This window comes from Microbacterium sp. bgisy203 (assembly GCF_965345155.1).
Classification (GTDB): Bacteria; Actinomycetota; Actinomycetes; order Actinomycetales; family Microbacteriaceae; genus Microbacterium.
The window spans coordinates 62205-83339 of the sequence record NZ_CBDRLZ010000003.1 but is presented as its reverse complement, the minus strand read 5'-3'; the positions used below and the strand labels follow the sequence as shown (position 1 = coordinate 83339).

At 72.2% G+C, this 21135-nt stretch carries 21 protein-coding genes and 1 tRNA gene; 8 read left to right on the top strand and 14 right to left on the bottom strand.

Going from position 1 to position 21135, the window contains the following annotated elements:
• Position 1 precedes the first annotated feature (1 nt).
• On the bottom strand, positions 2–1111 hold the full coding sequence (locus tag ACRVYW_RS06220) for a DUF2804 domain-containing protein (protein ID WP_431802766.1): 1110 nt from the start codon (positions 1109–1111) through the stop codon (positions 2–4).
• A 315-nt stretch (positions 1112–1426) separates the two neighbouring features.
• Positions 1427–1897, bottom strand: coding sequence for an Hsp20/alpha crystallin family protein (locus tag ACRVYW_RS06215; RefSeq protein WP_431802765.1), 471 nt, complete (start codon positions 1895–1897; stop codon positions 1427–1429).
• A 344-nt stretch (positions 1898–2241) separates the two neighbouring features.
• Here ACRVYW_RS06215 and ACRVYW_RS06210 point away from each other — a divergent pair, with 344 nt between their 5' ends.
• Positions 2242–2640 (top strand): hypothetical protein, encoded by a 399-nt coding sequence (locus ACRVYW_RS06210; protein ID WP_431802763.1) that lies wholly within the window; start codon positions 2242–2244, stop codon positions 2638–2640.
• Positions 2565–3221: a hypothetical protein gene (locus ACRVYW_RS06205; RefSeq protein WP_431802761.1), complete on the top strand. Its 657-nt coding sequence runs from the start codon at positions 2565–2567 to the stop codon at positions 3219–3221. The genes ACRVYW_RS06210 and ACRVYW_RS06205 overlap by 76 nt, the downstream gene beginning before the upstream one ends.
• 134 nt (positions 3222–3355) lie before the next feature.
• Here the strand turns inward: ACRVYW_RS06205 and ACRVYW_RS06200 are convergent, their stop codons facing one another.
• Together ACRVYW_RS06200 and ACRVYW_RS06195 are read right to left on the bottom strand one after the other, a co-directional pair.
• Positions 3356–4894 carry an L-serine ammonia-lyase, iron-sulfur-dependent, subunit alpha gene (locus tag ACRVYW_RS06200; RefSeq protein ID WP_431802759.1) on the bottom strand — a complete coding sequence of 513 codons (1539 nt, stop codon included), beginning with the start codon at positions 4892–4894 and terminating at the stop codon, positions 3356–3358.
• 83 nt (positions 4895–4977) lie between these two features.
• A complete protein-coding gene (locus tag ACRVYW_RS06195) occupies positions 4978–5343 on the bottom strand; it encodes a VOC family protein (RefSeq protein WP_431802757.1) in 366 nt (121 codons plus the stop codon).
• 121 nt (positions 5344–5464) lie between these two features.
• On the opposite strand from ACRVYW_RS06195, the gene ACRVYW_RS06190 reads away from it, so the two are divergent.
• On the top strand, positions 5465–7396 hold the full coding sequence (locus tag ACRVYW_RS06190; protein ID WP_431802755.1) for an alpha-amylase family protein: 1932 nt from the start codon (positions 5465–5467) through the stop codon (positions 7394–7396).
• 120 nt (positions 7397–7516) lie between these two features.
• Here ACRVYW_RS06190 and ACRVYW_RS06185 read toward each other — a convergent pair whose 3' ends face one another.
• A complete protein-coding gene (locus ACRVYW_RS06185) occupies positions 7517–8677 on the bottom strand; it encodes a Gfo/Idh/MocA family protein (RefSeq protein ID WP_431802753.1) in 1161 nt (386 codons plus the stop codon).
• Positions 8674–9498 (bottom strand): sugar phosphate isomerase/epimerase family protein, encoded by an 825-nt coding sequence (locus ACRVYW_RS06180; protein ID WP_431802751.1) that lies wholly within the window; start codon positions 9496–9498, stop codon positions 8674–8676. Before ACRVYW_RS06180 ends, ACRVYW_RS06185 begins: the two co-directional genes overlap by 4 nt.
• A 252-nt stretch (positions 9499–9750) precedes the next feature.
• Between ACRVYW_RS06180 and ACRVYW_RS06175 the strand changes: the two genes are divergently transcribed.
• The gene (locus ACRVYW_RS06175) at positions 9751–10137 is read left to right on the top strand and encodes a YciI family protein (RefSeq protein WP_431802749.1); all 387 of its coding nucleotides are present in this window, start codon (positions 9751–9753) and stop codon (positions 10135–10137) included.
• Between the two features lie 28 nt (positions 10138–10165).
• A complete protein-coding gene (locus tag ACRVYW_RS06170; RefSeq protein WP_431802747.1) occupies positions 10166–11536 on the top strand; it encodes an RNA polymerase sigma factor in 1371 nt (456 codons plus the stop codon).
• 48 nt (positions 11537–11584) lie between these two features.
• On the opposite strand, the gene ACRVYW_RS06165 is transcribed toward ACRVYW_RS06170, so the two are convergent.
• Positions 11585–11657 (bottom strand) — tRNA-Arg (locus tag ACRVYW_RS06165).
• Positions 11658–11892: 235 nt separating this feature from the next.
• A complete protein-coding gene (locus ACRVYW_RS06160) occupies positions 11893–12546 on the bottom strand; it encodes an asparagine synthase (RefSeq protein WP_431802746.1) in 654 nt (217 codons plus the stop codon).
• A 178-nt stretch (positions 12547–12724) separates the two neighbouring features.
• Here ACRVYW_RS06160 and ACRVYW_RS06155 point away from each other — a divergent pair, with 178 nt between their 5' ends.
• Positions 12725–12928: a hypothetical protein gene (locus ACRVYW_RS06155; protein ID WP_431802744.1), complete on the top strand. Its 204-nt coding sequence runs from the start codon at positions 12725–12727 to the stop codon at positions 12926–12928.
• Between the two features lie 119 nt (positions 12929–13047).
• Here ACRVYW_RS06155 and ACRVYW_RS06150 read toward each other — a convergent pair whose 3' ends face one another.
• The 6 genes from ACRVYW_RS06150 to ACRVYW_RS06125 all read right to left on the bottom strand — a co-directional run bounded on the left by ACRVYW_RS06150 (position 13048) and on the right by ACRVYW_RS06125 (position 19488).
• Entirely contained in the window at positions 13048–13998 is a 951-nt protein-coding gene (locus ACRVYW_RS06150; protein WP_431802742.1) for an aldose 1-epimerase family protein, read from the bottom strand.
• A 172-nt stretch (positions 13999–14170) separates the two neighbouring features.
• Positions 14171–15010: a sulfurtransferase gene (locus tag ACRVYW_RS06145; protein WP_431802740.1), complete on the bottom strand. Its 840-nt coding sequence runs from the start codon at positions 15008–15010 to the stop codon at positions 14171–14173.
• 141 nt (positions 15011–15151) lie between these two features.
• Positions 15152–15757 (bottom strand): PadR family transcriptional regulator, encoded by a 606-nt coding sequence (locus ACRVYW_RS06140; protein WP_431802738.1) that lies wholly within the window; start codon positions 15755–15757, stop codon positions 15152–15154.
• A gap of 166 nt (positions 15758–15923) precedes the next feature.
• The gene (locus ACRVYW_RS06135; protein WP_431802736.1) at positions 15924–17006 is read right to left on the bottom strand and encodes an FUSC family protein; all 1083 of its coding nucleotides are present in this window, start codon (positions 17004–17006) and stop codon (positions 15924–15926) included.
• Positions 17007–17122: 116 nt separating this feature from the next.
• Entirely contained in the window at positions 17123–19090 is a 1968-nt protein-coding gene (locus ACRVYW_RS06130) for an HAAS signaling domain-containing protein (RefSeq protein ID WP_431802734.1), read from the bottom strand.
• The gene (locus tag ACRVYW_RS06125) at positions 19087–19488 is read right to left on the bottom strand and encodes a PadR family transcriptional regulator (protein WP_431802732.1); all 402 of its coding nucleotides are present in this window, start codon (positions 19486–19488) and stop codon (positions 19087–19089) included. Before ACRVYW_RS06125 ends, ACRVYW_RS06130 begins: the two co-directional genes overlap by 4 nt.
• An 89-nt stretch (positions 19489–19577) precedes the next feature.
• Between ACRVYW_RS06125 and ACRVYW_RS06120 the strand changes: the two genes are divergently transcribed.
• Positions 19578–20321, top strand: a complete 744-nt coding sequence (locus ACRVYW_RS06120) for a GTP pyrophosphokinase (RefSeq protein WP_431802731.1) — start codon at positions 19578–19580, stop codon at positions 20319–20321.
• Positions 20322–20417: 96 nt separating this feature from the next.
• Positions 20418–21101, top strand: coding sequence for a DUF1992 domain-containing protein (locus tag ACRVYW_RS06115; protein ID WP_431802729.1), 684 nt, complete (start codon positions 20418–20420; stop codon positions 21099–21101).
• Positions 21102–21135: the final 34 nt, after the last annotated feature.

The window sequence follows — 21135 nt, the reverse complement described above, 5'->3', positions numbered from 1 at the left end:
GTCACCAGCGGTTGTGCACGTCTTCCGCGAAACCCGCGATGCCCTCGAATGACACGGACCGCGCGGCACCCGCGGCATCCGTCCACGAGAACGTGCCCGACCACTGACCGAAACACTGATCGGTGCGCGAGGAGAGGATGCCGAGGTTCGTCCGCGACGTCTTGTCGAAGAAGGGCGTGAAGACGGCGTCGAGCCCGCCGCCGGTGATGCGCCAGGGCCGAAGCGGCGCAGCGAGGTCGTATTCCCACCGCACCGGCACGGAGATCTTGTGCATCGTTCCGCCGACGAGGACGCCGTTCTCCGTCGAGCCGGTGCCGTCGGTCCACCGTCCGCCGAGTTGGATGCCGATGCTCCGCCCGTCGGCGAGGGCGCCCGACCCGGCGCCCCAGTTCCACGCGACGTCGTACGGCCAGCGCCCCCGCCCGTGGTCGAGCACGGCCCACGAGCCCGGCCCGACGTCGTGCGAAACGCCGTCGGTCACGATCACACCCGATGCCGGGAGCGCAACGTCCTTCACGGTGTACTGGAAGAGCCGGTTCGTCCAGGGGACGACGACGGCGAGCAGGTCGTGACGTTCGGGGCGGGTCACGGTGACATCGAACGAGGCATCCGGCATGACGGCGTGCAGCCGCCATACCCGCCCGTCGTCCGCGGGTGTGACGCTGACCGCGAGGTCTTTCGCGTGCGCGAGGGCGATGCCATCACCGAGCGAGGGTGGGAGGGTGACGTCGCGGGCGGGGATGACCGTCGCGTTCCGGCCCCACGAGCGGCCGGTCGCGCGCTCGAAGATCCACACCTCGTGGACGGCGGCATAGTCGAGGGAGGAGATCGTGAGCGCCGCGATGTGAGTCGGTGTGATGACGTTCCAGTACTCCCACCGCTTGTTGCGCCCCCAGCCGGGGACGCGCACGCCGTGCCGCGCCGCGATGCCCGACGTGTCGACGAGCGGGCGACGCGCCCAGCCGATCGCGGCATCGTTGAGCGATCCGTTCGGGAGCGTGAGAGCGACCGGTTCGGTGAGTTCCCGCTCGGGGCGTTCATCAGCCGTGGGCGGGGCGGGGCGTTCGCCGGCCGCGGGCGGGGTGGGTTTCGGGACAGGCTCGGTGGTCATCGGCATCCTCGTCGACGTCCTGCGCGCCTCGGGCGGGCGGCGGGTGATCCGATTCTATCGATCGCCTGTGTGCTCCTGGCACCCGCGCGCGCACACGCGCACGCGCACGCTCGCGCAAGTGTCGGCGCAGATCGTCCTCACCGCGGAGAACGTCGGCGCAGATCGCGCCCATCAGGCGCAGTGGGGGCGATCTGCGCCGACGAAACCCCTCGCGGTGGCACCCAGAACCGCCCCGCTCCGTGCGGACGCGGGGCGGTTCGGGGGGCGTGAGCCGCGGGGCTCAGGCGCTCTTCAGTGGTCGATCACTGGTCCAGGTCACTGGTCGACGGGCTGGGGCGCCTGGTCGGACTCGTGGGCCTGGATGGTCTCGTGCGCCGGGGTGGACGCCGCGCCGTCGGCGACGACCTGCACCTTGCGGGGCTTGGCCTTCTCGCTCACGGGGATCGTGACGGTGAGGACGCCGTTGCTGTATGTCGCGGCGATGTTCTCGGTGTCGATGCCCTGGCCGAGGTTCAGCTGGCGCAGGAAGCTCGCCGCCTCACGCTCGCGGGTGATCCACTTGACGCCGTCGCCCTCGGGCAGCGTGCGCTCGGCGCGGATCGTGAGCAGCTGGCCGTCCACGTCGATGTCGACCGAACCCGGGTCGATGCCCGGAAGGTCGGCGCTCAGGACGTAGTGGTCGCCGTCACGGTACAGGTCCATCGGCATCCGGCGCGGGCCGCGGCGCGTGTCGAAGAGGCCCGACGCGAGGCGGTCGAGGTCACGGAACGGGTCATACGTGGCCATTGTTCTCTCCCTTGTTCTGGTGGCCCGGCGGGCGCCGGACCGGTGGTCTCAAAGTTGAGCCTTTGCGGCTCAAGTGCTCTCAGATTAGCACTCTCGGGGGGCGAGTGCCAGCCGTTCTCGCACGGCGAACGATGCGGGTGGCGGGGTCGCAATTCGTGGGCGCGGATCGTCGTCTCCTGCGGTTTCGTCGGCGCGAATCGTCGGCATCCTGGAACATGAGCGCGATCTGTGCCGACGTTCGCGTGCCGCCCATCGACTCCTCCCCAAGAAGCGATGTGCGCCATCCCTCCACAGATTCGCGATGCAGGACGTCACACGGCGTCGCGGGCGAGCAGGGTGTGGGGATGCCTCGACCGCCGCAACCACTCCCCCTCAGCCTCGGGACCTCATTCACCCACGCCGAAGCCCTCGCCGCGGGCGTGACGCCCGGGCGCCTTCGAGGTCGGGACCTCGAGCGCCCGTTCCACGGCGTGCGCATGCGCCCGGCGCCCGCCGACGAGACCGACGACGGTCCGCTCACGCTCGATCGCCGTCGGCGCGAGCGGGTGCGGAGGCGGGCGGTCGCCGTCGCTCCCACCCTCAGTCCGCACGCGATCTTCGCGGGCTGGACCGCCGCGGCGCTCTGGGGTGCGCCTCTGCCCGACGACTTCGACCCCGACGGCGATCTGTGCGTGGCGACACCGCATCCGGTCCGGGCACCGCGGGCTGCGGCATCCGATCTCACGCGCTGCGCCCGCACCTGATCTCCACCGTCGATCTCGGCGGGCTGCGCGTGTCGAGCCCCGCGACGACCTGGGCGATGCTCGGTGGCGAGTGCGGCGAGCGCTGGCTCGTCGTCGTCGGCGATCACCTCGTGCGTGTGCCCCGCGACGACCGAGGCACGCCGGTGCCCTCAGCCCAGCTGACGACGATCGAGATGCTACACGCGGCGGCGATCGAACCGGGACGGCGGAATCGGTCGCACCTCTTGGGAGCGCTCGATCGGGTCAGGGTCGGCAGCAGCTCGCGACTCGAGACCGAGTACCGGCTGGATGCCGAGGCCACCGGGCTCCCCCCGATGGAGCTCGATGTCGAGATCCGCGACGTGGGCGGTCGGCTCCTCGGCATCGCCGATAGCGTGTATCCGCGCTATGGCGTGATCGTCGAGGTCGAGGGGGACCACCACCGCACGAGTCGACGACAGTGGAATCGCGACATCGATCGCATCGCCGCGTTCACGGGCGAGGGGTGGGACGTCACGCGGCTCACGGGAGCGCGCGTGCGCGGCGGCACCGCACCCGACGTCGTCGCAAGCGCTCTGCGCCGACACGGGTGGCAGGGGTGACCTGGCGGGGGAGTCCGCGGGAGTTCGTCGGCGCGAATCGTCGGCATCCTGGAGAATGTCGGCGTGATTCGTCCTCACCCTGACCGATGAGCGCGATCTGCGCCGACGAAATCCTGGCGGCGGCGCGGCGCGGGTCAGCACTCGATGACGTTGACCGCGAGACCGCCCTCGCTCGTCTCCTTGTATTTGTGCGACATGTCGATGCCGGTCTGGCGCATCGTCTCGACCACCTGATCGAGGCTCACGAAGTGCTCGCCGTCGCCGCGGAGGGCCAGGCGCGCCGCGGTCACGGCGGTCGAGGCGGCGATCGCGTTCCGCTCGATGCAGGGGATCTGCACGAGGCCGCCGACGGGGTCGCAGGTGAGGCCGAGGTGGTGCTCCATCGCGATCTCGGCGGCGTTCTCGATCTGCCGGTTCGTGCCTCCCATCACGGCGGTGAGCCCGCCGGCGGCCATGGCGCACGCCGACCCGACCTCGGCCTGGCACCCGCCCTCGGCGCCCGAGATCGACGCGTTCGCCTTGAAGAGAGACCCGAGCGCCGTCGCGGTGAGCAGGAAGCGGCGGATGCCGCGACGTCGGTTCGCCTCGGCGACGGATGCCGCGTCGGCGCGCGCCTTCACGGCATCCGCGCTCGGGGCGTCGCCGGCCGAACCCGAAGCACCCGCGCCCGCGTCAGCCGCCTCGTCCGCGCCATGCAGGCCGAGCAGCGCCGACCCGACGAGCTCGCCGTAGGGCGTGACGGCGGTCGAGGACCCGAGGCCCGAGTCGGCGAGGAACCGCCACCAATACATCGCGACCGCCGGCACGATGCCCGCCGCCCCGTTCGTCGGAGCGGTGACGACTCGGCCGCCGGATGCGTTCTCCTCGTTGACGGCGAGCGCGAACGCGCCCAGCCATTCGCCGGGGAGCTCGCGCCCCGACTCGGCCTCGGCGCGCTCGAGCTGCAGGCGGATATCGTTCGCACGACGCTTCACGCGCAGGATGCCGGGAAGCTCGCCTCCGGTCGCAAGGCCCGCCTCGACGCACGCGGTCATGGCATCCCAGATCGCGTCGAGCCCGGCGGCGACCTCGCTCTCACTCCGCAACGCCTCTTCGTTGCGGCGCGCGGCCTCGGCGATCGTGAGGTGCTGCTCGTCGCACAGCGCGAGCAGCTCGGCAGCCGAGGCGAACGGCAGCGGGTAGGCGACCGCATCGACGGCCGGGGGCTCGCCCTCCCGCCGGATGAACCCGCCGCCGATCGAGTAGTAGGTCTGCTCGGCGAGCTCGGCGCCCGCGGCGTCGAACGCGCGGAGCGTCATCGCATTCGGGTGCCCCGGCAGACGCGTCCGCGGCGCGAAGGCGACGTCGCTCTGCGCGAAGGGCACGGGCGTCCGGCCGTCGACGACGAGCGGTGCGCCGTCGGTCCACCTCGTCCACGCACCGCGGACGTCGGCGGGGTCGACGGTCTCGGGTTCGTGCCCTTGGAGGCCGGCGACGACGGCGTCGGGGGTGCCGTGGCCGATCCCCGTCGCGCCGAGCGATCCGCAGAGGTCGCAGGTCACGCGCGCGAGACCGGGCAGGTCGGCGATGCGTCGCGCGAAATCGCGACCCGCCCGCAGCGGGCCGACCGTGTGGGAGCTCGAGGGTCCTACGCCGATGGAGAACAGCTCGAACGCCGAGACGTACGCACTCACCCTGCGAGCCTACGCCGCGCGCACCGCAGCCGTCCGCACCGCAGCCGTCCGCGCGGGGCCGTGACCGGCTGCAACCGACCGCGTCAGGCGCGCTGGAAGGCGACGAGCCCGACCGTGTTCCCCTCGCTGTCGCGGATGAACGCCTGCCACTCCTCGGTGCCCACCGGGCCGAGCGTGTCGTCCTCGTGCACGAAGATGACGTGCGGCGCGGCGACCACGTCGACGAGCCCGGCAAGACGCTCGAGCGTCTCGTGGACGTTGTCGACGCGCAGGTAGACGAGGGCGCTCGGAGCCGCGGCATCCAGCAGCAGCCGCGCACCGTCGAGGTCGAAGAAGAGGAGCCTCGGCTCGTCGAAGCGCGCGAGTGGCGGACGCTCGAGGAGCATCGTGTAGAAGTCGGCGGCACGGTCGAGGTCATCGGCGTGCTGGGCGATCTGAACGAGGTCCACGGGGAGCCTTCCGGTAGCAGGCGCGCCCACGGAGCACGCAGGCGGACGTGCGCGCGGCGGCGCGGGGATGCCGCCAGCGTAGCCCGCCCGTAGGCTGGGGCATCAGGGGGTGAGGCGACCGATGACCGCGCTGAGCACGATCGATGCCGACCGAAGCGCTGCGCTGGCCGCAGCAGAGGATGCCGGGAGGCTCGATGACGCGTTCCTCGCGCGATTCGACGAGCAGTTCCCGCGGCTGCACGACCTGTTCGCCGCGCTCTACGGCGGGCGCAACGACGGGCAGGAGCAGCTCGCCGCGACGATCGCCGCGGCATCCGCCTCGTGGAACGCCCGCCCGCTCGACCTCAAGGTTCGCGACGCCCAGCGCGCCGCCGACCCGGACTGGTTCCAGTCGGAGCGGATGCTCGCCGGTGTCTGCTACGTCGACCGCTTCGCGGGGAACCTCGCCGGCATCCGGGACCAGATCCCGTACTTCCGGGAGCTCGGCCTCACCTACCTTCACCTCATGCCGCTGTTCGAGGCGGAGACGAGCCACCCGGCGGGCGAGAACGACGGCGGCTACGCGGTGTCGAGCTACCACCGGGTCGACCCGAGCCTCGGCACGATGGCGCAGCTGTCCGAGCTCGCGGCGGACCTGCGTGCCTCGGGCATCGCGCTCATGCTCGACATCGTCTTCAACCACACGAGCGACGCGCACGAGTGGGCGCGGAAGGCCGTTGCCGGCGACCCGGAGTTCGAGGACTTCTACCTGATCTTCCCCGACCGCACCATGCCGGATGCCTTCGAGCGGACGACGCGCGAGATCTTCCCCGACGACCACCCCGGCTCGTTCGTGCCGATCCCCCCGAAGGACGGATCGTCGGACGGGCCGCCGCGCTGGATCTGGTCGACGTTCTCCCACTACCAGTGGGACCTCAACTACGCGAACCCCGCGGTGTTCCGTGCCATGGCGGGCGAGATGCTCTTCCTCGCCAACCAGGGCGTCGACATCTTCCGCATGGACGCCGTCGCCTTCATCTGGAAGCGGCTCGGGACGCCGTCGGAGTCTCTCCCCGAAGCGCACCTGCTGCTGCGGGCGTTCAACGCGGTGCTCGCGCTGGCCGCGCCGAGCGTCGCGTTCACGTCGGAGGCGATCGTGCACCCCGACGAGGTCGTGACGTATATCTCTCCAGAAGAGTGCCGCCTCTCGTACAACCCGCTCCAGATGGCGCTCACGTGGGAGGCCCTCGCGACCCGCGACGGCCGCCTGCTTCAGGATGCCCTGGACCACCGACACGCCCTCCCGGCCGGCACCGCCTGGCTGAACTACGTGCGTTCACACGACGACATCGGGTGGACGTTCGCCGATGAGGATGCCGCGGCGCTCGGCATCGACGCGTTCGCGCACCGGCAGTTCCTCAACCGCTTCTACACGGGTCGGTTCGACGGCACGTTCGCCCGGGGCGTTCCGTTCCAGGAGAACCCGGCCACCGGCGACGCGCGCGTCACCGGGACCACCGCGTCGCTCGCGGGCATCGAGGCGGGCGACCCGGGCGGCGAGGATCGGGTGATCCTCGCGCACGCCCTGGCGATGTCGACGGGCGGCATCCCGCTCCTCTACCTCGGCGACGAGGTCGCGCAGCTTAACGACTACTCGTACGCCGACGATCCCGCCCGCCGCAGCGACAGCCGTTGGGTACACCGCGGCAACGCGCCCCGCGACCGGTACGCCGAGCGCGGCGACGAGTCGACGGCGGCGGGCCGCGTCTTCCGACGCCTGACGAAGCTCATCGCCGCGCGTCAGCTCGCCCCCGAGCTCGCCGGGAACGAGCTGATCGGCTTCCGCACCGACCACCCGTCGGTCGTGGGATTCCAGCGGCCGGGCGAGGCGAGCACCGTGCTCGTCCTCGCGAACGTCGGGGATGCCGCGGTGCACATCGACGCGCTGACGCTGTCGGGGTTCGAAGCGTCGGCATCCGACCTCGTGGGTGATCGCGACCTCGACCTCACCGACGGCATCGACCTTCCCGCGCACGGCTTCGTGTGGTTGCGGGTGGAGCCTCGGGCGGCGTGACCCACGCCGCGGCGGCCGATCGCACACGCACGTCGTGAAAGCAGGGCCGATCGTGCCCCGCATCCCGCGTCGGGCGCGCGTGATGCGGATCGACCCTGCTTTCGCGACAGCTTCCGGCAGTCAGACCCGCGTTCGCGCGAACGGGTCGAAGTCCTCCGGCAGCAGCGGCACGGGAGCCACCGTCGAGGCGACCTCGACGGTGGCGCCGGAGGCGGCCGACTCCTGCGCCGAGAGCATCACGTCGAGGACGTGATAGCCGAGCTCGCCGGTCGCGATGTGCGGCCGGCCCTCGTTCAGAGCCCGCGCCATGTCGAGAACGCCCAACCCGCGACCGGTCACGGCACCGACGGGCTCGATCTCGATCCACTCCTGGCCGCCGCGGGCGGCGTCAGTGATCGATTGGAGCGGCTTCACGTAGGCGATCCGCCCCTCGAACATGTTCGGGTCGGGCAGGACGATCGTCCCCTCCGAGCCGTGGATCTCGACGACGCCGGCGCGTTCGAGCGCCGAGTCGAAGCTCAGCAGGTGCGTGCCGTGCTGGCCGCCCGCGAACGAGGTCAGCACCTGCACGGTCGAGGGGACCTCGACCGGGAACGTCTCCCCGGCGCGCGGTCCCGATCGGATGGTGCGCTCGAGCTGCGGCCGCGACCCGCGTGCGGCGACGGCGTCGATGGGCCCGAGCAGGCTCACGAGTGCGGAGAAGTAGTACGGACCCATGTCGAGCAGGGGGCCCGCGCCCTCGGCGAAGAGGAAGGCGGGTTCGGGATGCCAGGCATCCGGACCCTGGGTCTGGAAGATCGTCTGGACGAACAGCGGCGTACCGATGACGCCCTCCAGGAGGGCCCGTTTCGCCGTCTGGAACCCCGGCCCGAGAAGCGTGTCGGGCGCCGAGCCGATGCGGACGCCTGCGGCATCCGCCTGCGCGAGCAGCGCCTGCGTCGACGCGCGGTCGAGGCCGATCGGCTTCTCGGTCCAGACGTGCTTGCCTGCCGCGACGGCCGCCGACGAGACCGCGACGTGGACCGCGGGGATCGTGAGGTTGACGACGAGTTCGACGTCGGGGTTCGCGAGGACGTCCTCGGCACTCCCCCACGAGGGGATGCCGAACTCCTCCGCCTTGGCCCGCGCGCGCTCCGGGACGAGGTCGCCGACGGCGACGACGGCGACATCGGGGAACGAGGTGAGGTTCTCGAGGTAGGTCTGGCTGATGACGCCGGTGCCGATGATGCCGACGCCGAGCGGGCCGCGCGCCTGGGCGGCTTCCGTACCCGCGGCGCTCACGCGACGAACCCGCCGTCGGTGAGGAACACGAGACCGGCGGCGACGTCGTCGAAGACGTCCCCCGGCGCGTGGTCGAACTCGATGACGGCGTGGCGGATCGCGGTACCGGCCTCGAGGGCGGCGGCCAGCGGCACGTCGCCGGTGCCGGCACGGCGCTGGTCGAGGCTGGCCGAGCCGAACTCCGCAGCGCCCGGCGCCCACGGGTTGGATGCCGGGACCACGCCGTCCTTGACGTGCACGGCCGTCAGCCGGTCGCCGAGGCTCGCGACGAGCGCGGGGACGTCCTGCCCGCCGGTGAGCGCCCAGAAGAGATCGAGTTCGAGCTGCACCCGCGGGTCGAGGAGCGAGACGAAGCGCTCGTACGCGCTCTGCCCGTCGAAGTCGGCCACGAACTCCTGCGCGTGGTTGTGGTAGCCGACCGACAGTCCGAAGCCCGCGGCGGTGTCGACGAGCGCGTTGAGGCGCTCGGCGATGTCGGCGACGCCCTCTTCGGTGAGCCAGCGGTCGGCGGCGACGAACGGGTCGAACACGGTCGACATGCCGATCTCCGCGGCCGCCGCGAACACGACAGCGGGCTCCGGCGTCGGAATCGACCCGTCGGGTGTCCACAGCTCGTCGGTGAGGAGAGGCGCGTGACCCGTCGGAGATGCGAGGCCCGCGGCATCCAGCGCGCGGCGGATCTCGGTGGGATGCCCGACGAAGTCGAACGCCTCGACGTTCCGGAATCCGGCGGCGGCGAGCCGATCGAGCGAGGCCTGCGGGTCGGCGGCGAACTCCTTGGCGAGCGAGTAGAGCTGGACGGAAGCTTCGGGAAGAGTCATGAGTGCATCCTCGGGGTACGTCGTCATCGACGGCGGCAGTGCCGTCGGCACGACCCTACTCGATAAAACCTCCGCCCGGAAGTATTCGAGGGGATGCCGTGGACCGCGCATCGGGGAGCGACGGACTCCGGGGGTCGAATTCGCACAGGCGTGTCGAAATCCACAGGCGTGTCGAAAACTGCAGGGCGGCTCCGACACACTGAGAGGGTCGCGACCGGCGACCCGCACTGGCACCCCCGTGAGGAGATCACCGTGAAGTACCTCATCCTGATCCACGAAAGCCCCGCCGTCGCCACGCTGTTCGCCGACATGAGCGACGAAGAGCGCGCCGCCGCCTACCAGATCTACTGGGACGTCGAGCGCGACCTCCAGGAGACCGGCGAACTGGTCGACTCGAAGGCCCTCGACACCACCGCGCAACGGGTCGTACAACGCGCCGCGACGCCGGGCGAGGCTCCTCTCGTCACCGATGCGCCCCTCCCCGAGGTCACCGAGGTCGTCTCGGGCTACTACCTCGTCGACGTCGCCGACGAGGCGCGGGCGGCCGAGATCGCGGCCCGATTCCCCGAGGCGGCCGCCCCCGGCGGCATGCGGATCGCGCGGGTGTGGACCGACGCCGACTTCGCGGCGAACACCTGAGCGACGGGGCCGTGTCGAGGGAGCGCCGATGCCGATCGCGATGCCGGGAGACTCGGTGAGCGACGCGCGCGGTGCGCCGCGCGGCGCCACACCGACCGGCATCCTCACGGCGGCACTGCGGTCGGCCACGCCGCGCGCCCTCGCCGTGCTCGCGCGCCGGACCGGCGACTTCGACGATGCCGAGGACGCCCTTCAGGAGGCGGTCGCCGCGGCGGTCGTGCAGTGGCCGCGCGAGGGCATTCCGGCGGAGCCCGCCGCCTGGCTCGTGCGGGTGGGGTCTCGACGGTTCGTGGATGCCGTCCGCTCGAACGCCGCGCGACGCGATCGCGAAGACCGGGCGGCCCGTCTCTCGGCGCGCGAAGGCGAGGCATCCGATCGCGACGACACGCTGCGCCTCTTCCTGCTGTGCTGCCACCCCGCGCTGCCCCGCGCGTCGCAGGTCGCGCTGACGCTCCGGTGCATCGGCGGCCTCACGACGCGCGAGATCGCGCGCGGCCTGCTGTCGACCGAAGCGACGATCGCGCAACGGATCTCACGCGCGAAGACGCGCCTGCGCGGGCTGCCCTTCGACGGCGACGGGTCCGGCGGAGCGGCGCCCCTCGGCGACCGGGTCCCCGCGGTGCTTGAGGTCCTGGCGCTCCTCCACACCGAGGCACACACGGCGGCGGGCGGCGCCAATGTCTCCCGCGGCCCGCTCGGCGCGGAGGCGTTGCGCATCGCCCGGATGCTGCTCGCGCTCGGGTCACCCGCGGACGAGTGGTACCCCGAAGCCGCAGGCCTCGTCGTGGTCATGCTGCTCACCGATGCGCGGGCGCCCGCGCGGACGGATGCCGAGGGGATGCCGATCCCGCTCGAGCTGCAGGATCGCGCGCTGTGGCGGGCAGACCTCATTGCCGAGGGGCTCGCGCTGCTGCAGGAGACGCTCGCCCTCAGGCGCGCAGGGCGTCTCCAGGTGCGGGCCGCGATCGCCGCCGTCCACGCCGAGGCGGCGCGCGCCGAGGAGACCGACTGGCGCGAGATCCTCGGGCTCTACGAGGTCCTGTGCCGGCTCGATCCAGGGCCGACGAGCGCGCTCGGACACGCCGTCGCGCGGGGCGAGGTCGAAGGGCCGGATGCCGGGCTCGCCGCGCTGGGGGCGATCGATGGCGACGGGCTGGGCGGGGCCCAGGTCACGGGCGGGGTCGGGGTCACGGGTGAGGTCGGGATCACCGGCGGGGGCGGGCTCACGGGCGGGGTGCCCGCGGGCCGGGTCGCCGCCGTGCGGGCGCACCTGCTCGCACGAGCGGGCCGGGGCGAAGAGGCGGCCGCCGCGTATGGGCTCGCCGCGCGCCTCAGCGGCAACGAGGCCGAACGCCGATGGCTGCGGCGCGAAGCGCGTGGCCACGTCGGAGAAAAGTGAAGACCCCCGGCGTGAACCGGGGGTCTTCAGCACTGTCTCAACACAGTGTGCGCCCGAAGGGACTCGAACCCCTAACCTTCTGATCCGTAGTCAGATGCTCTATCCATTGAGCTACGGGCGCATGCCTCCCTCGCGGAAGGCCGTAGGCAAGCTTAGCGCACGCGTCGGCATCCGACGAATCGAGCCACCGACCGGGCCGCCGCATCTCGCGTGGGCGCGGGATCGTCGGCGCGAAGCGTCGTCATCGCGCGGCGAGAGGACGAGATGCGCCGACGAAATCCTCGATGACGACGATGTGCGCCGACGAAACACACAGCCCGCGCGAAGCGGGGCGCAGAGGATGCCTCCCGGCTCGCCTACTCGAATTCCCCCGGTTCGACGGCGCCCCGGGGGACCGCGCCCTCGGTGACGATGTCGGGCAGCTCCCCCGCCTCGCGGAGCTTCTGCTGCGCGGCGACACTCCTCCGGTGCGCGCGGAGCTTCGGCAGGTCGACGAGCCGCAGCGCCTGCATGCGCGCGGAGCGCATGCGCTCGTAGTCGGGCTCGAGATCGGGGCGGGATGCCTCGATGCGCAGCGTCCGCTCGATGTTCCCGGCGACCTCGTCCCACGCGGCATCCCGCGCGTCGGCGATGAGCCGGTGCAGCTGCTCGTCGTCGGCGGCGCGCGCCCGAAGCTCGGCGGCGACGTGCAGCGACTGCTTCTCGCGGCGGCGGAGGTTCCGGACGTCGCGGCTGCGGTAGTCGTGGGTGCCGTCGGAGATCGAGTGGCGCTTCCGTGCGATCTTGCGCTCGTGTTCGGCGCGGTGCGCCTCGTCCTCGGCCTCCGCCGCGAGCGTCTCGAGCGTCGCGCGCGCTTCGGGGACGTACCGCTCGGGGTCGAAGTCCTCGCCGTCGGCGAGGATGTGCATGAGGATCGCGTTCTTGAGGCTCAGGCGGGTCGCGGCCGACGCGATGTAGAGCCCCTCGGCCACGACATCGCGGGTGCGGACGCGCTTGTGCTTGCCTGCCACGCGGTCACCACCCCCTCGTTTCGATCCTATGGAACCGGGTTCCCGGCGCGCGAGGGTCCCGCCGGGGGAATGTCGGCATAGCACGGCAAACCCATAGGGACAACCCCTTGTCTGTGGATCGAGGCGCCGCATAGCGTGATCGCAGACTCACGTTCACTGCACCCGAAAGGAGCGCATCATGGGATTCCTGGATGACGCGAAGGACGCCGCCGAGACCGCGGGCCGCAAGATCAAAGAAGGCTTCGAGGACACGAAGGACCGCGTCGACGACTACTTCGACGAGAAGAAGGCGGAGGCCAACGTCAAGAAGGCCGAAGCCGAGAAGGAGTCGGTCGAGACGAAGAACGAGGTCAACGCGGAGCTCCGCGGCGACAAAGACTGAACCTCACCAGCCACGCCGGCCGTGATCGCGGCGCGGGCGTCAGCGAAGGGCCTTGGAGAGTACTCCGGGGCCCTTCTGCCTGCCCCGGGGGGGAATGCCGGCCGGGGTGTCGGGGCGGGTCAGAGCGCGAAGATGCGCCAGGATGCCGATGCCTGCGCTCCGGCATCCAGCACGATCAGCCCCGTGCCCCACGGGTAGTGGTCGTCGTTGAAGGCGTCGGGCGCGCACGTCATCGGCTCGACCGCAAGGCCCGCGCGGTGGAAGGGCTGGGCGGGGCCGCCGGGGAGGTCGGCGGTGTGCACCTGGACCCACGGGCACGCGGCATCCCACGCGAGTGCGACGCCCGTGCCCGACGGGTCGGTCACCCGCACCGTCGCGAGGCCCGCGTCGTCACGCACAAGGTCGGTGTACGCGTGGTCGAGTTCGACCGGGCCGAGCACGCGCGGTGCGCGCCGGTCGAAGCGCGCGGGATCGAACGTCGCGACGTCGTGGAGGGCGACCGGAGCGAGCCGGTCGGGGGTGACGTCGAGCACGACGGATGCCGGAAGCTCCAGCGTCCAGGTGTCGAGGGGGCCGGGGCCGGCGACGAGGTAGGGGTGCGGGCCGGTGCCGAAGGGCGCGGCATCCGTCCCCTCGTTCGTCGCGATCACGGTCTGGGTGAGTCCGTCAGCGCCCAGCTCGAACGTCGTCTCGACGCGGACGCGCCACGGATAGCTCGTCTGCGGCTCGATCGTCGCGGCGAGCGTGAGGGCGTCGTCGGTGTGCGCGGTGTCCGTGAAGTCGAGCCAGCCGGCGAAGCCGTGGAGCGCGTGGCCGCGCTCGGGCTCGGTGAGCGCCAGGCGGTACTGCTCACCCGCGAAGGCGTAGCGCCCGTCGATGACGCGGTTGGGCCACGGGGCGAGCAGCGCGCCGCGGAACCCCGGGCGCACCTCATCGGCGTCGAACGGGACGGTGAGGTCGCGACCGTCGTGCCGCAGGCGGCGGAGGGATGCCCCGATGCTCGCGATCTCGGCGAAGTAGGCGCCGGAGCGGATCGAGTACTGCGTGCCGGAGCGGGGTGTGGTGGTCACCGGTCGATTCTCGCGGATGGGAGCGCGTCGTGGGCGGGCGGGCGCGGGTTTCGTCGGCGCGGATCGCTGCCTCGGGAGATTTCGTCGGCGCGACATGCTGTCACCCGGCGCGATGAGGACGATCTGCGCCGACGAAACCGGACGGGGCGCGGGCGGGGGTCGGGTCCGAGGCTCAGGGCGTGGCGCCCGTGGCGACGGGGCGCTCGGGGAGGTTCGCCCACTGGCTCCACGACCCGGGATACAGCGCGGCGTCGTGACCCGCGACGGCGAGCGCGAGGATCTCGTGCGCCGCGCTGACGCCCGAGCCGCAGTAGACGCCGAGGGCGGTTCCGGGGTCGATGCCGAGGTCCGCGAAGCGACCGCGCAACTCGTCGGCGCCGAGGAACGTGCCGTCGGCGCGCACGTTCTCGGTCGTCGGGGCGCTCACCGCGCCGGGGATGTGCCCCGCGCGCGGATCGATCGGCTCGGTCTCGCCGCGGTAGCGCTCACCGGCGCGGGCGTCGAGCAGGATGCCGTCGGCGCTCGCCCCGAGCGCGGCCGCCTCATCGACCGTGAGCTGCCGCCGATGGCCGGGGTGGAGGGTCGCGAAGCCCGGATCCCTCACGACATCTCCCTCCTCGAGCGAGTATCCCGCCGCGCGCCAGGCCGCGAGTCCGCCATCGAGGACGCGCGTGGACACCCCGGCATCCGTCAGCATCCACCACGCCCGCGCGGCGCCCCACCCCTTGTCGTCGTCGTAGACCACGATCTCGTCGCCGTCGTCCAGACCCCAGCGGCGGGCGGATGCCTGGAACGCCTCGGCGTCCGGCAGCGGGTGACGCCCCTTGGTCGGGGCGCCGTGCGCCGCGAGGTCGGCCTCGAGGTCGACGAACAGCGCGCCGGGGATGTGGCCTGCGACATACGGCGCGTGGCCGTGCGGGCCGCCGAGGCTCCAGCGCACGTCGAGGACGACCGGCGGATTCGGCGCGTCGAGGCGAGCGGCGAGGTCTGCGGCGGTGATCAGGTCGTCCATGGTTCGACGCTACCCCGGGCCGCGGCGAGCGGGGGCGCCCGGCCGCGGCGTTCACAACTCCGGAGAATCGGGCCTAGAGTCCCGCCCCGAGGGTCGATCTCGCGCCCCGGAGGGTGAATCTCCGGAGTTATGAACCTAGACTCACGGCCGGCCCGTCGCGTCGGCCTTAGTCGGGCGTCCGCGCTTGGGCTTCTCGGTCGACAGCTCGAGGGCGAGCGCCTGGCGCGGGTGAAGCGCGAGGCGCTGCTCGGTGTGATCGAGCCAGCGCACCTCGGCCTCGGCCGCGAAGATCATCGAGTCGACGACGAGCGACCAGGCGAGCTCCTCGGCACCGTCGGGGCTGGCCCCCGCGTACTTCGCGCGCTGCAGGCTCTGCAGCTGCGAGAGGGACGCGCGGCGCTGGGCCTGGATGACGCCCACGACGTCGACGCCCGGGAGGGTCGCGGCGATCGCGAGCTTGATGGCGAGCTCGTCGCGCGTGCCCTGCGTCCGCTCGACGGGAGAGGCGAGCCACGCCGCGACCTCCGCGCTGCCGGCATCCGTGATCTCCCAGTACACATGGCCCTGGTCATCGGTCTCGCCCTTGGCGACGAGGCCGTCGCGCTCGAGGCGGTCGAGGGTGTTGTAGATCTGGCCGACGTTGAGCGGCCACGTCGAGCCCGTGCGGCGATCGAACTCGGCGCGCAGCTGGTAGCCGTAGCACGGCCCCTGGTCGAGGATCGCCAACAGGCTCTGGCGCACGGACATCCGCTTCTCCGATCCGCTCCCGATGGAGATACCGGGAATCTGATTTCCGAGTATATGCATACCGGGAATTGCATGTCGAGCATGCGTGCGCGTGGCGTGTCTCTTCCGGCCGCCTTCCGGTCGCTGTCCCGGTGATCGAGCGAGCGCGGCGAGGCGGACGCCGCCGTCAGCGCCCGGGGGCTAGACGCAGCCGCACCGACAGCGCGGCGATGGTCCCGACCACCGCGCCGACGAGGGTGTCGACGACGCGTTCCAGGGCGCGAGTGAACGTCGCGCCCTCCCCCGTCGCGGCTCCGATGATCAGCAGCACGAGCGGGGTGATGAAGACGAGCGCGAGCGCGTAATGCCGAACGACGACGAGTTCGATCACGAACTGCAGGCCGCCCTGCAAGAGTCCGAGCGCCCATACCGGCAGCGGCAGGAGGGCGAGGACGAGATAGAGCCCGGCGCCGAGGACGGTTCCGACGGCACGGTGGATGCCGCGCGTTGCGGCGTCGCGGCGGCCCACCGGCATCCCGACGACGGCAAGGCCGGCGCAGACGATCCAGTACGACCGCGCGGGATCGACGACGGCCGCCGCGACGACGCCGACGACCGCGACGATCGAGGCGCGGAGCGTGAGGGTGCGCGCGACGGCGTCCCAGCGCGCCGGAAAGAGGTCACGGAGCCGCCGCGCGGGTGCGCGTCGGTAGCGCGGCAGGAGGAGCGGCGCGACGACGAGGAGGCAGGCGAACAGCGACGACCCGGCGACGACAGCGAGGTAGATCCAGGGGTCGACGACGCGTGCGCCGTCGCGGATCGCGGTCACCTGCGCCGAGAGCCCGTAGACGAGGACGAAGAAGACCGGCCCGGGAGGGCCGAGCGAGACCCACCCCGCCACGGCGGCCGAGACGATCGTGACGACGATCGCCCCGGCGAGCACCGAGCCGGTGCCCCCGGCGGCGGCGAGGACCCCCGCAGCGGCGCAGACGAAGAGGGCGAGCGCGACGACCGGTGCGAAGCGCGCCCGTTCGCGCGGACGCAGCCAGCCGCCGTAGATGACCGTGAAGGCGCCCGTCGCGGCGAGCAGGGCGATGTCCGACCGCCCAGATGCCGCAAGCGCCACGATCGGGACGGCCATCGCGAGCGCGGCCTGTAGGGCGAGCGGCCAGCGCCGACCCGTCGACGGCCCGAACGTCGTAAGGCTTCGTGCGACGTGCGTCGCCTCGGCGCGCAGGCGCGCGCGGAGGGGGACGTGGTCGGGGCTCACCTACCCATTCTCGCGCGGACCGCCATTCTCGCGCGGACCGCGCTGTGCGCGGCGCGATGCCCCGGCCGCCGAGCGAACGCAGCGAGTCGACACGCCGCCGCCGGCGCACACCCCGCTCAGCGCGTCGAGATGCGCTCCTCGGTGCGACGCGCCATCGGTATGCCGATGACGACACCCGCGACGAGGGCGACGGCACTGACGATCGCGAGCACCAGACCGAACGGCGCGTGGTCACCGCCCGAGATGTCGTACGCATCGGCGAGCGACATCCCCGGGCCGAATGAGGCCATGAAATACCCGAGCGCCCCGGCGGCGAGGATGCCGCAGTAGGCCGTCACGATGCCGCGCACCCCCGCTCCGCGCCGCCACGAGAGGATCAGTGGGGCGAGTGCGAGCAGCGGGCCGATCGCCAGGTAGCCGAGAACCGTCGGCACGCTGAAGTCCTCACCGACCGCCGCGAGATGCGCGTAGATCTCGTCGAGGCTCTCGCCCGGCGCCGCCGCGAGTGGGTTCCACACGAGGATCTGCAGCGCCGCCGTCGTCGCGTACGCCACGACGAGCAAGAAGCCGACGACACCGACGAGCCGCGCCGACACCCCGACCTCGGCATCAGGGCGCGGCGCACGCCCACGAGCGTCAGGCTGCTCCCCGCCCGCCGGCACGAAGCGCACAACGAGCCACAGCGCGAGGATCGCCGAGGCGACGCCGAAGACTCCCCAGACAAGCCCGAGATCGAAGGAGGATGCCGGACGCACGCCGCCGTCTACCGCCGAGGTGGCCGTGTACTCCCACGGGAGCACCAGCGGGATCGCCGCGAGCACCGGCAGCACGAGCGCCGCGGCTGCGCGGTCCACCGGCATCCACCCCTCCGCTCTCCACTGCGCGATGATCGCGGCGGCCCACACGGCGAGAAGCGCCGCGGCTCCCGCCAGCAGCGCCCCCGACGCCAGCATCTGGCTGAGGACGAGGAGCACGAAGCCGACGCCGCCGACCGTCATCGCCGCGACGACTCCGAACGCCTGGGCCCGGGTCGGATGCCAGCGATCGGCCGCCGCGGCGGCGCGGAAGCCGACGCCGAGGATCACCGCGGCGGCGGTCAGCGTCGGCAGCGCGAGCTGCCCGACGATCCCGACCAGGGCGGAGGGCTCGACGAGCGTCCATGCACGGCATCCGTCGGCGGTGCACGCAGTCACCGTTCGACCCGCATCGAGCGCGGCGTTCACCGCGAATGCCATGCCGCCGCCGGCGAGTACGAAAAGCAGCGTCACGAAGGTCTTGTCGCCGTCGCGCCAGGACCGCGAGATCCAGACGAGGCATCCGGCCAGCACGAGCGCGAGCTCTGCGGCGACGAGGAACCCGTACACCTGCTCGCTCCGCACAGCCAGCGCCGCCAGGGCGACGAAGGATGCCGATGCCAGCGCGATGCCTCCGAGCGCGAGCGCCGCGACGAGCGGAGTCTCGAGCCACGCGCCTCGGCCGGACCGGGCGATGACCGGCATCCGCTCGGGTTCGCTCCGGCCCCGCGTGGAGAGCCCGCGGACCAGGAGATACGCACCTGCGAGAAGGGGCAGGACGATGAGCGCGGCGAACCCCGCACCCCACGGGAGCGGGTTCGCGGACGATCGGCCGACGGCGGTCAGGGCGAGGCCCGCGAGGATCGCGAACGGCCACGCCGCGGTGCCGACGATCTTGTCCGACCGGCTGAAGCGCCGCGACGACCACAGCAGCGCAAGGCCGACGAGCCAGCCGACCAGGACCATCCACCACGTGCCGACCGTCAGCGCGAGGACCGTCACGACCACGCCAGCGGCGGAGTCGGCGAACCGGGGTGACGCGCCGGGAGCGCTGCTGGCAGCAGCCGCAGCCGGCTCGACACCGGCCGCGATGAGGGCCGGGTCGCCGAGGTCGGTGAGCGTGCGGTCGAGGTCGAAGCCGGGCTCGGCGGCGGCTTCGCGGAGGTGATCGGCGATCTCCCGCATGATTCCGTCCGCCGCGGCGGGGTCGACCGCGGCGACGGCGGCGTGGACCTCGGTGAGATACGCGCGGGCGCGCGGGTCGCGCAGCACCGAGAGCTGGTCCTTCATGATCGCTCGGTCCTTTCGTCGGCGGGAGCGGCGGGAGTGTCAGCGGGAGCGGCGGAAGTGGCAGCGGGAGCGGGATCGAGGGCGGCGGCGACGGATGCCGAGACATCCGCCCAGGTGCGCTCGAAGCCCCGGACGGCGTCGCGACCGGCATCCGTCAGCCGGTAATAGCGCCGCGGCGGGCCGCTCGGCGACTCGATCCAGTGAGTCTGCACCCAGCCCGACTCGCGCAGGCGCGTGAGCAGCGGGTAGAGCGAGCCCTCGCTCGCGAGGAGCCCGAGCCCGGTGAGGCGTCGCGCGAGGTCGCGGCCGTACAGGTCGCCGCCGCGCAACAGCGCGAGCGTGCACCACTCGAGGACGCCCTTGCGCAGGTTGGTCTGCACGCGCTCTTCCGGATACATGCATCACAAGGTACCTGGTGATGGCGGCGTGCTCAAGAACGTTCCTTCATCACAGGTCGCGCACAAGCCCCGCCGGTACCGTCGAGGGCATGGACGCCCCCGCGCTGCCGTTGACCGTCATGACCGATGAGGGGACGGCGACGTTCTCCCCCGCGCAGCTGCGCGCGATGCGCGACGAGTTCCAGAGCTTCCTGCTGGAGTACCAGTTCGGTCTCCGCGAGGTCGAGACCAAGCTCGGCATCCTGCGCGACGAGTTCCAGCAGATGCACGACTACAACCCGATCGAGCATCTCTCGAGCCGCGTCAAGACGGCCGACAGCCTCGTCGACAAGGTGGTGCGCAAGGGCGTCGAGCCGACCTTCGACGGCATCCGCGCCGGGATCACCGACATCGCCGGCATCCGCGTGACGACGAGCTTCACGAAGGATGCCTACCGTCTGTTCGACCTGCTCACCCAGCAGGACGACATCACCGTGCGCGCCGTCAAGGACTACATCGCCGCGCCGAAGCCGAACGGCTACAAGAGCCTGCACGTCATCGTCGAGGTGCCCGTGTTCCTCTCGACGGGACGTGTCGACGTCGCGGTCGAGGTGCAGTTCCGCACGATCGCGATGGACTTCTGGGCGAGCCTCGAGCACAAGATCTACTACAAGTACGCGGGCATCGTCCCCGACGGCCTGCTCTCCGAGCTGAAGGATGCCGCGGACTCGGCCGCGCTGCTCGACGCGCGGATGGAGCGCCTGCACGGGGAGTTGCACGGTGAGTTGCGCGGTGAGTTGCGCGGCGAGCTGCGCGGCACGGGGGTGGGGGTCGGCGCCGTGCGGGCGGTGTAGCGGCGGGCGGATTCGGTGGACGCGGCGCGCGGGTTGCCCGCGACGGTTCACGCCCGACGCGCCCACGGAGCGCACTCACGCCGTAGCGTGGGGCTCATGACCGGCGACGCACGGCGGGATTCGGCATTGAGCGCTGCGCGCTACCGCGCCGCGCAGGCCGCGCGCGAGGCGGGGGTCGACGGCGAGGACGGCGACGCCGCGGGCGAGACGGATGCCGCGGCATCCGCGCCGGCCGGATCGGGCGCCGACTCGGGCGCCGGCTCGAATACCGGAACGCCGACGCCGCACGAGCGGGCGATGTACGTCGAGACCGCGATCCAGCAGGCGATCCGGCGCGGCGAGTTCGACAACCTGCCTGGGGCGGGCAAGCCCCTCGAGGGGCTCGGCGGCCATCACGACCCCGATTGGTGGATCCGCCGGAAGATCCAGACCGAGAAGCTCTCCGGCCTCGGGCCGCCGGCCCTCATGCTCCGCACCGAGCACGCAGAATTCGAGGAGCGCGTCGACGCGCTCGCGCGCGAGGGGCAGGTGCGCGAGTACGTCGAGGACTTCAACCGCCGCGTGATCGACGCGCGCCGCCAGCTGATGGGCGGGCCTCCGGTCGTGACCCCGACCCGCGACGCCGACGCGGAGGTCGCGGCCTGGCGCGCGCCGCGAGGAGCGAGCCGCCGCCGCGGCGCGGGAGGCGGCGGCGCAGGCCGAGGCCCGGGATGCCGTGGCGCAGGCGCCGGGCCCGCGGCGCTGGTGGCGCCGGCGCTGAAGCGCGCTGCAAGGCGCTGAGGGTCCCGCAGGTCGCTGAGGATCGTCGGCGCAG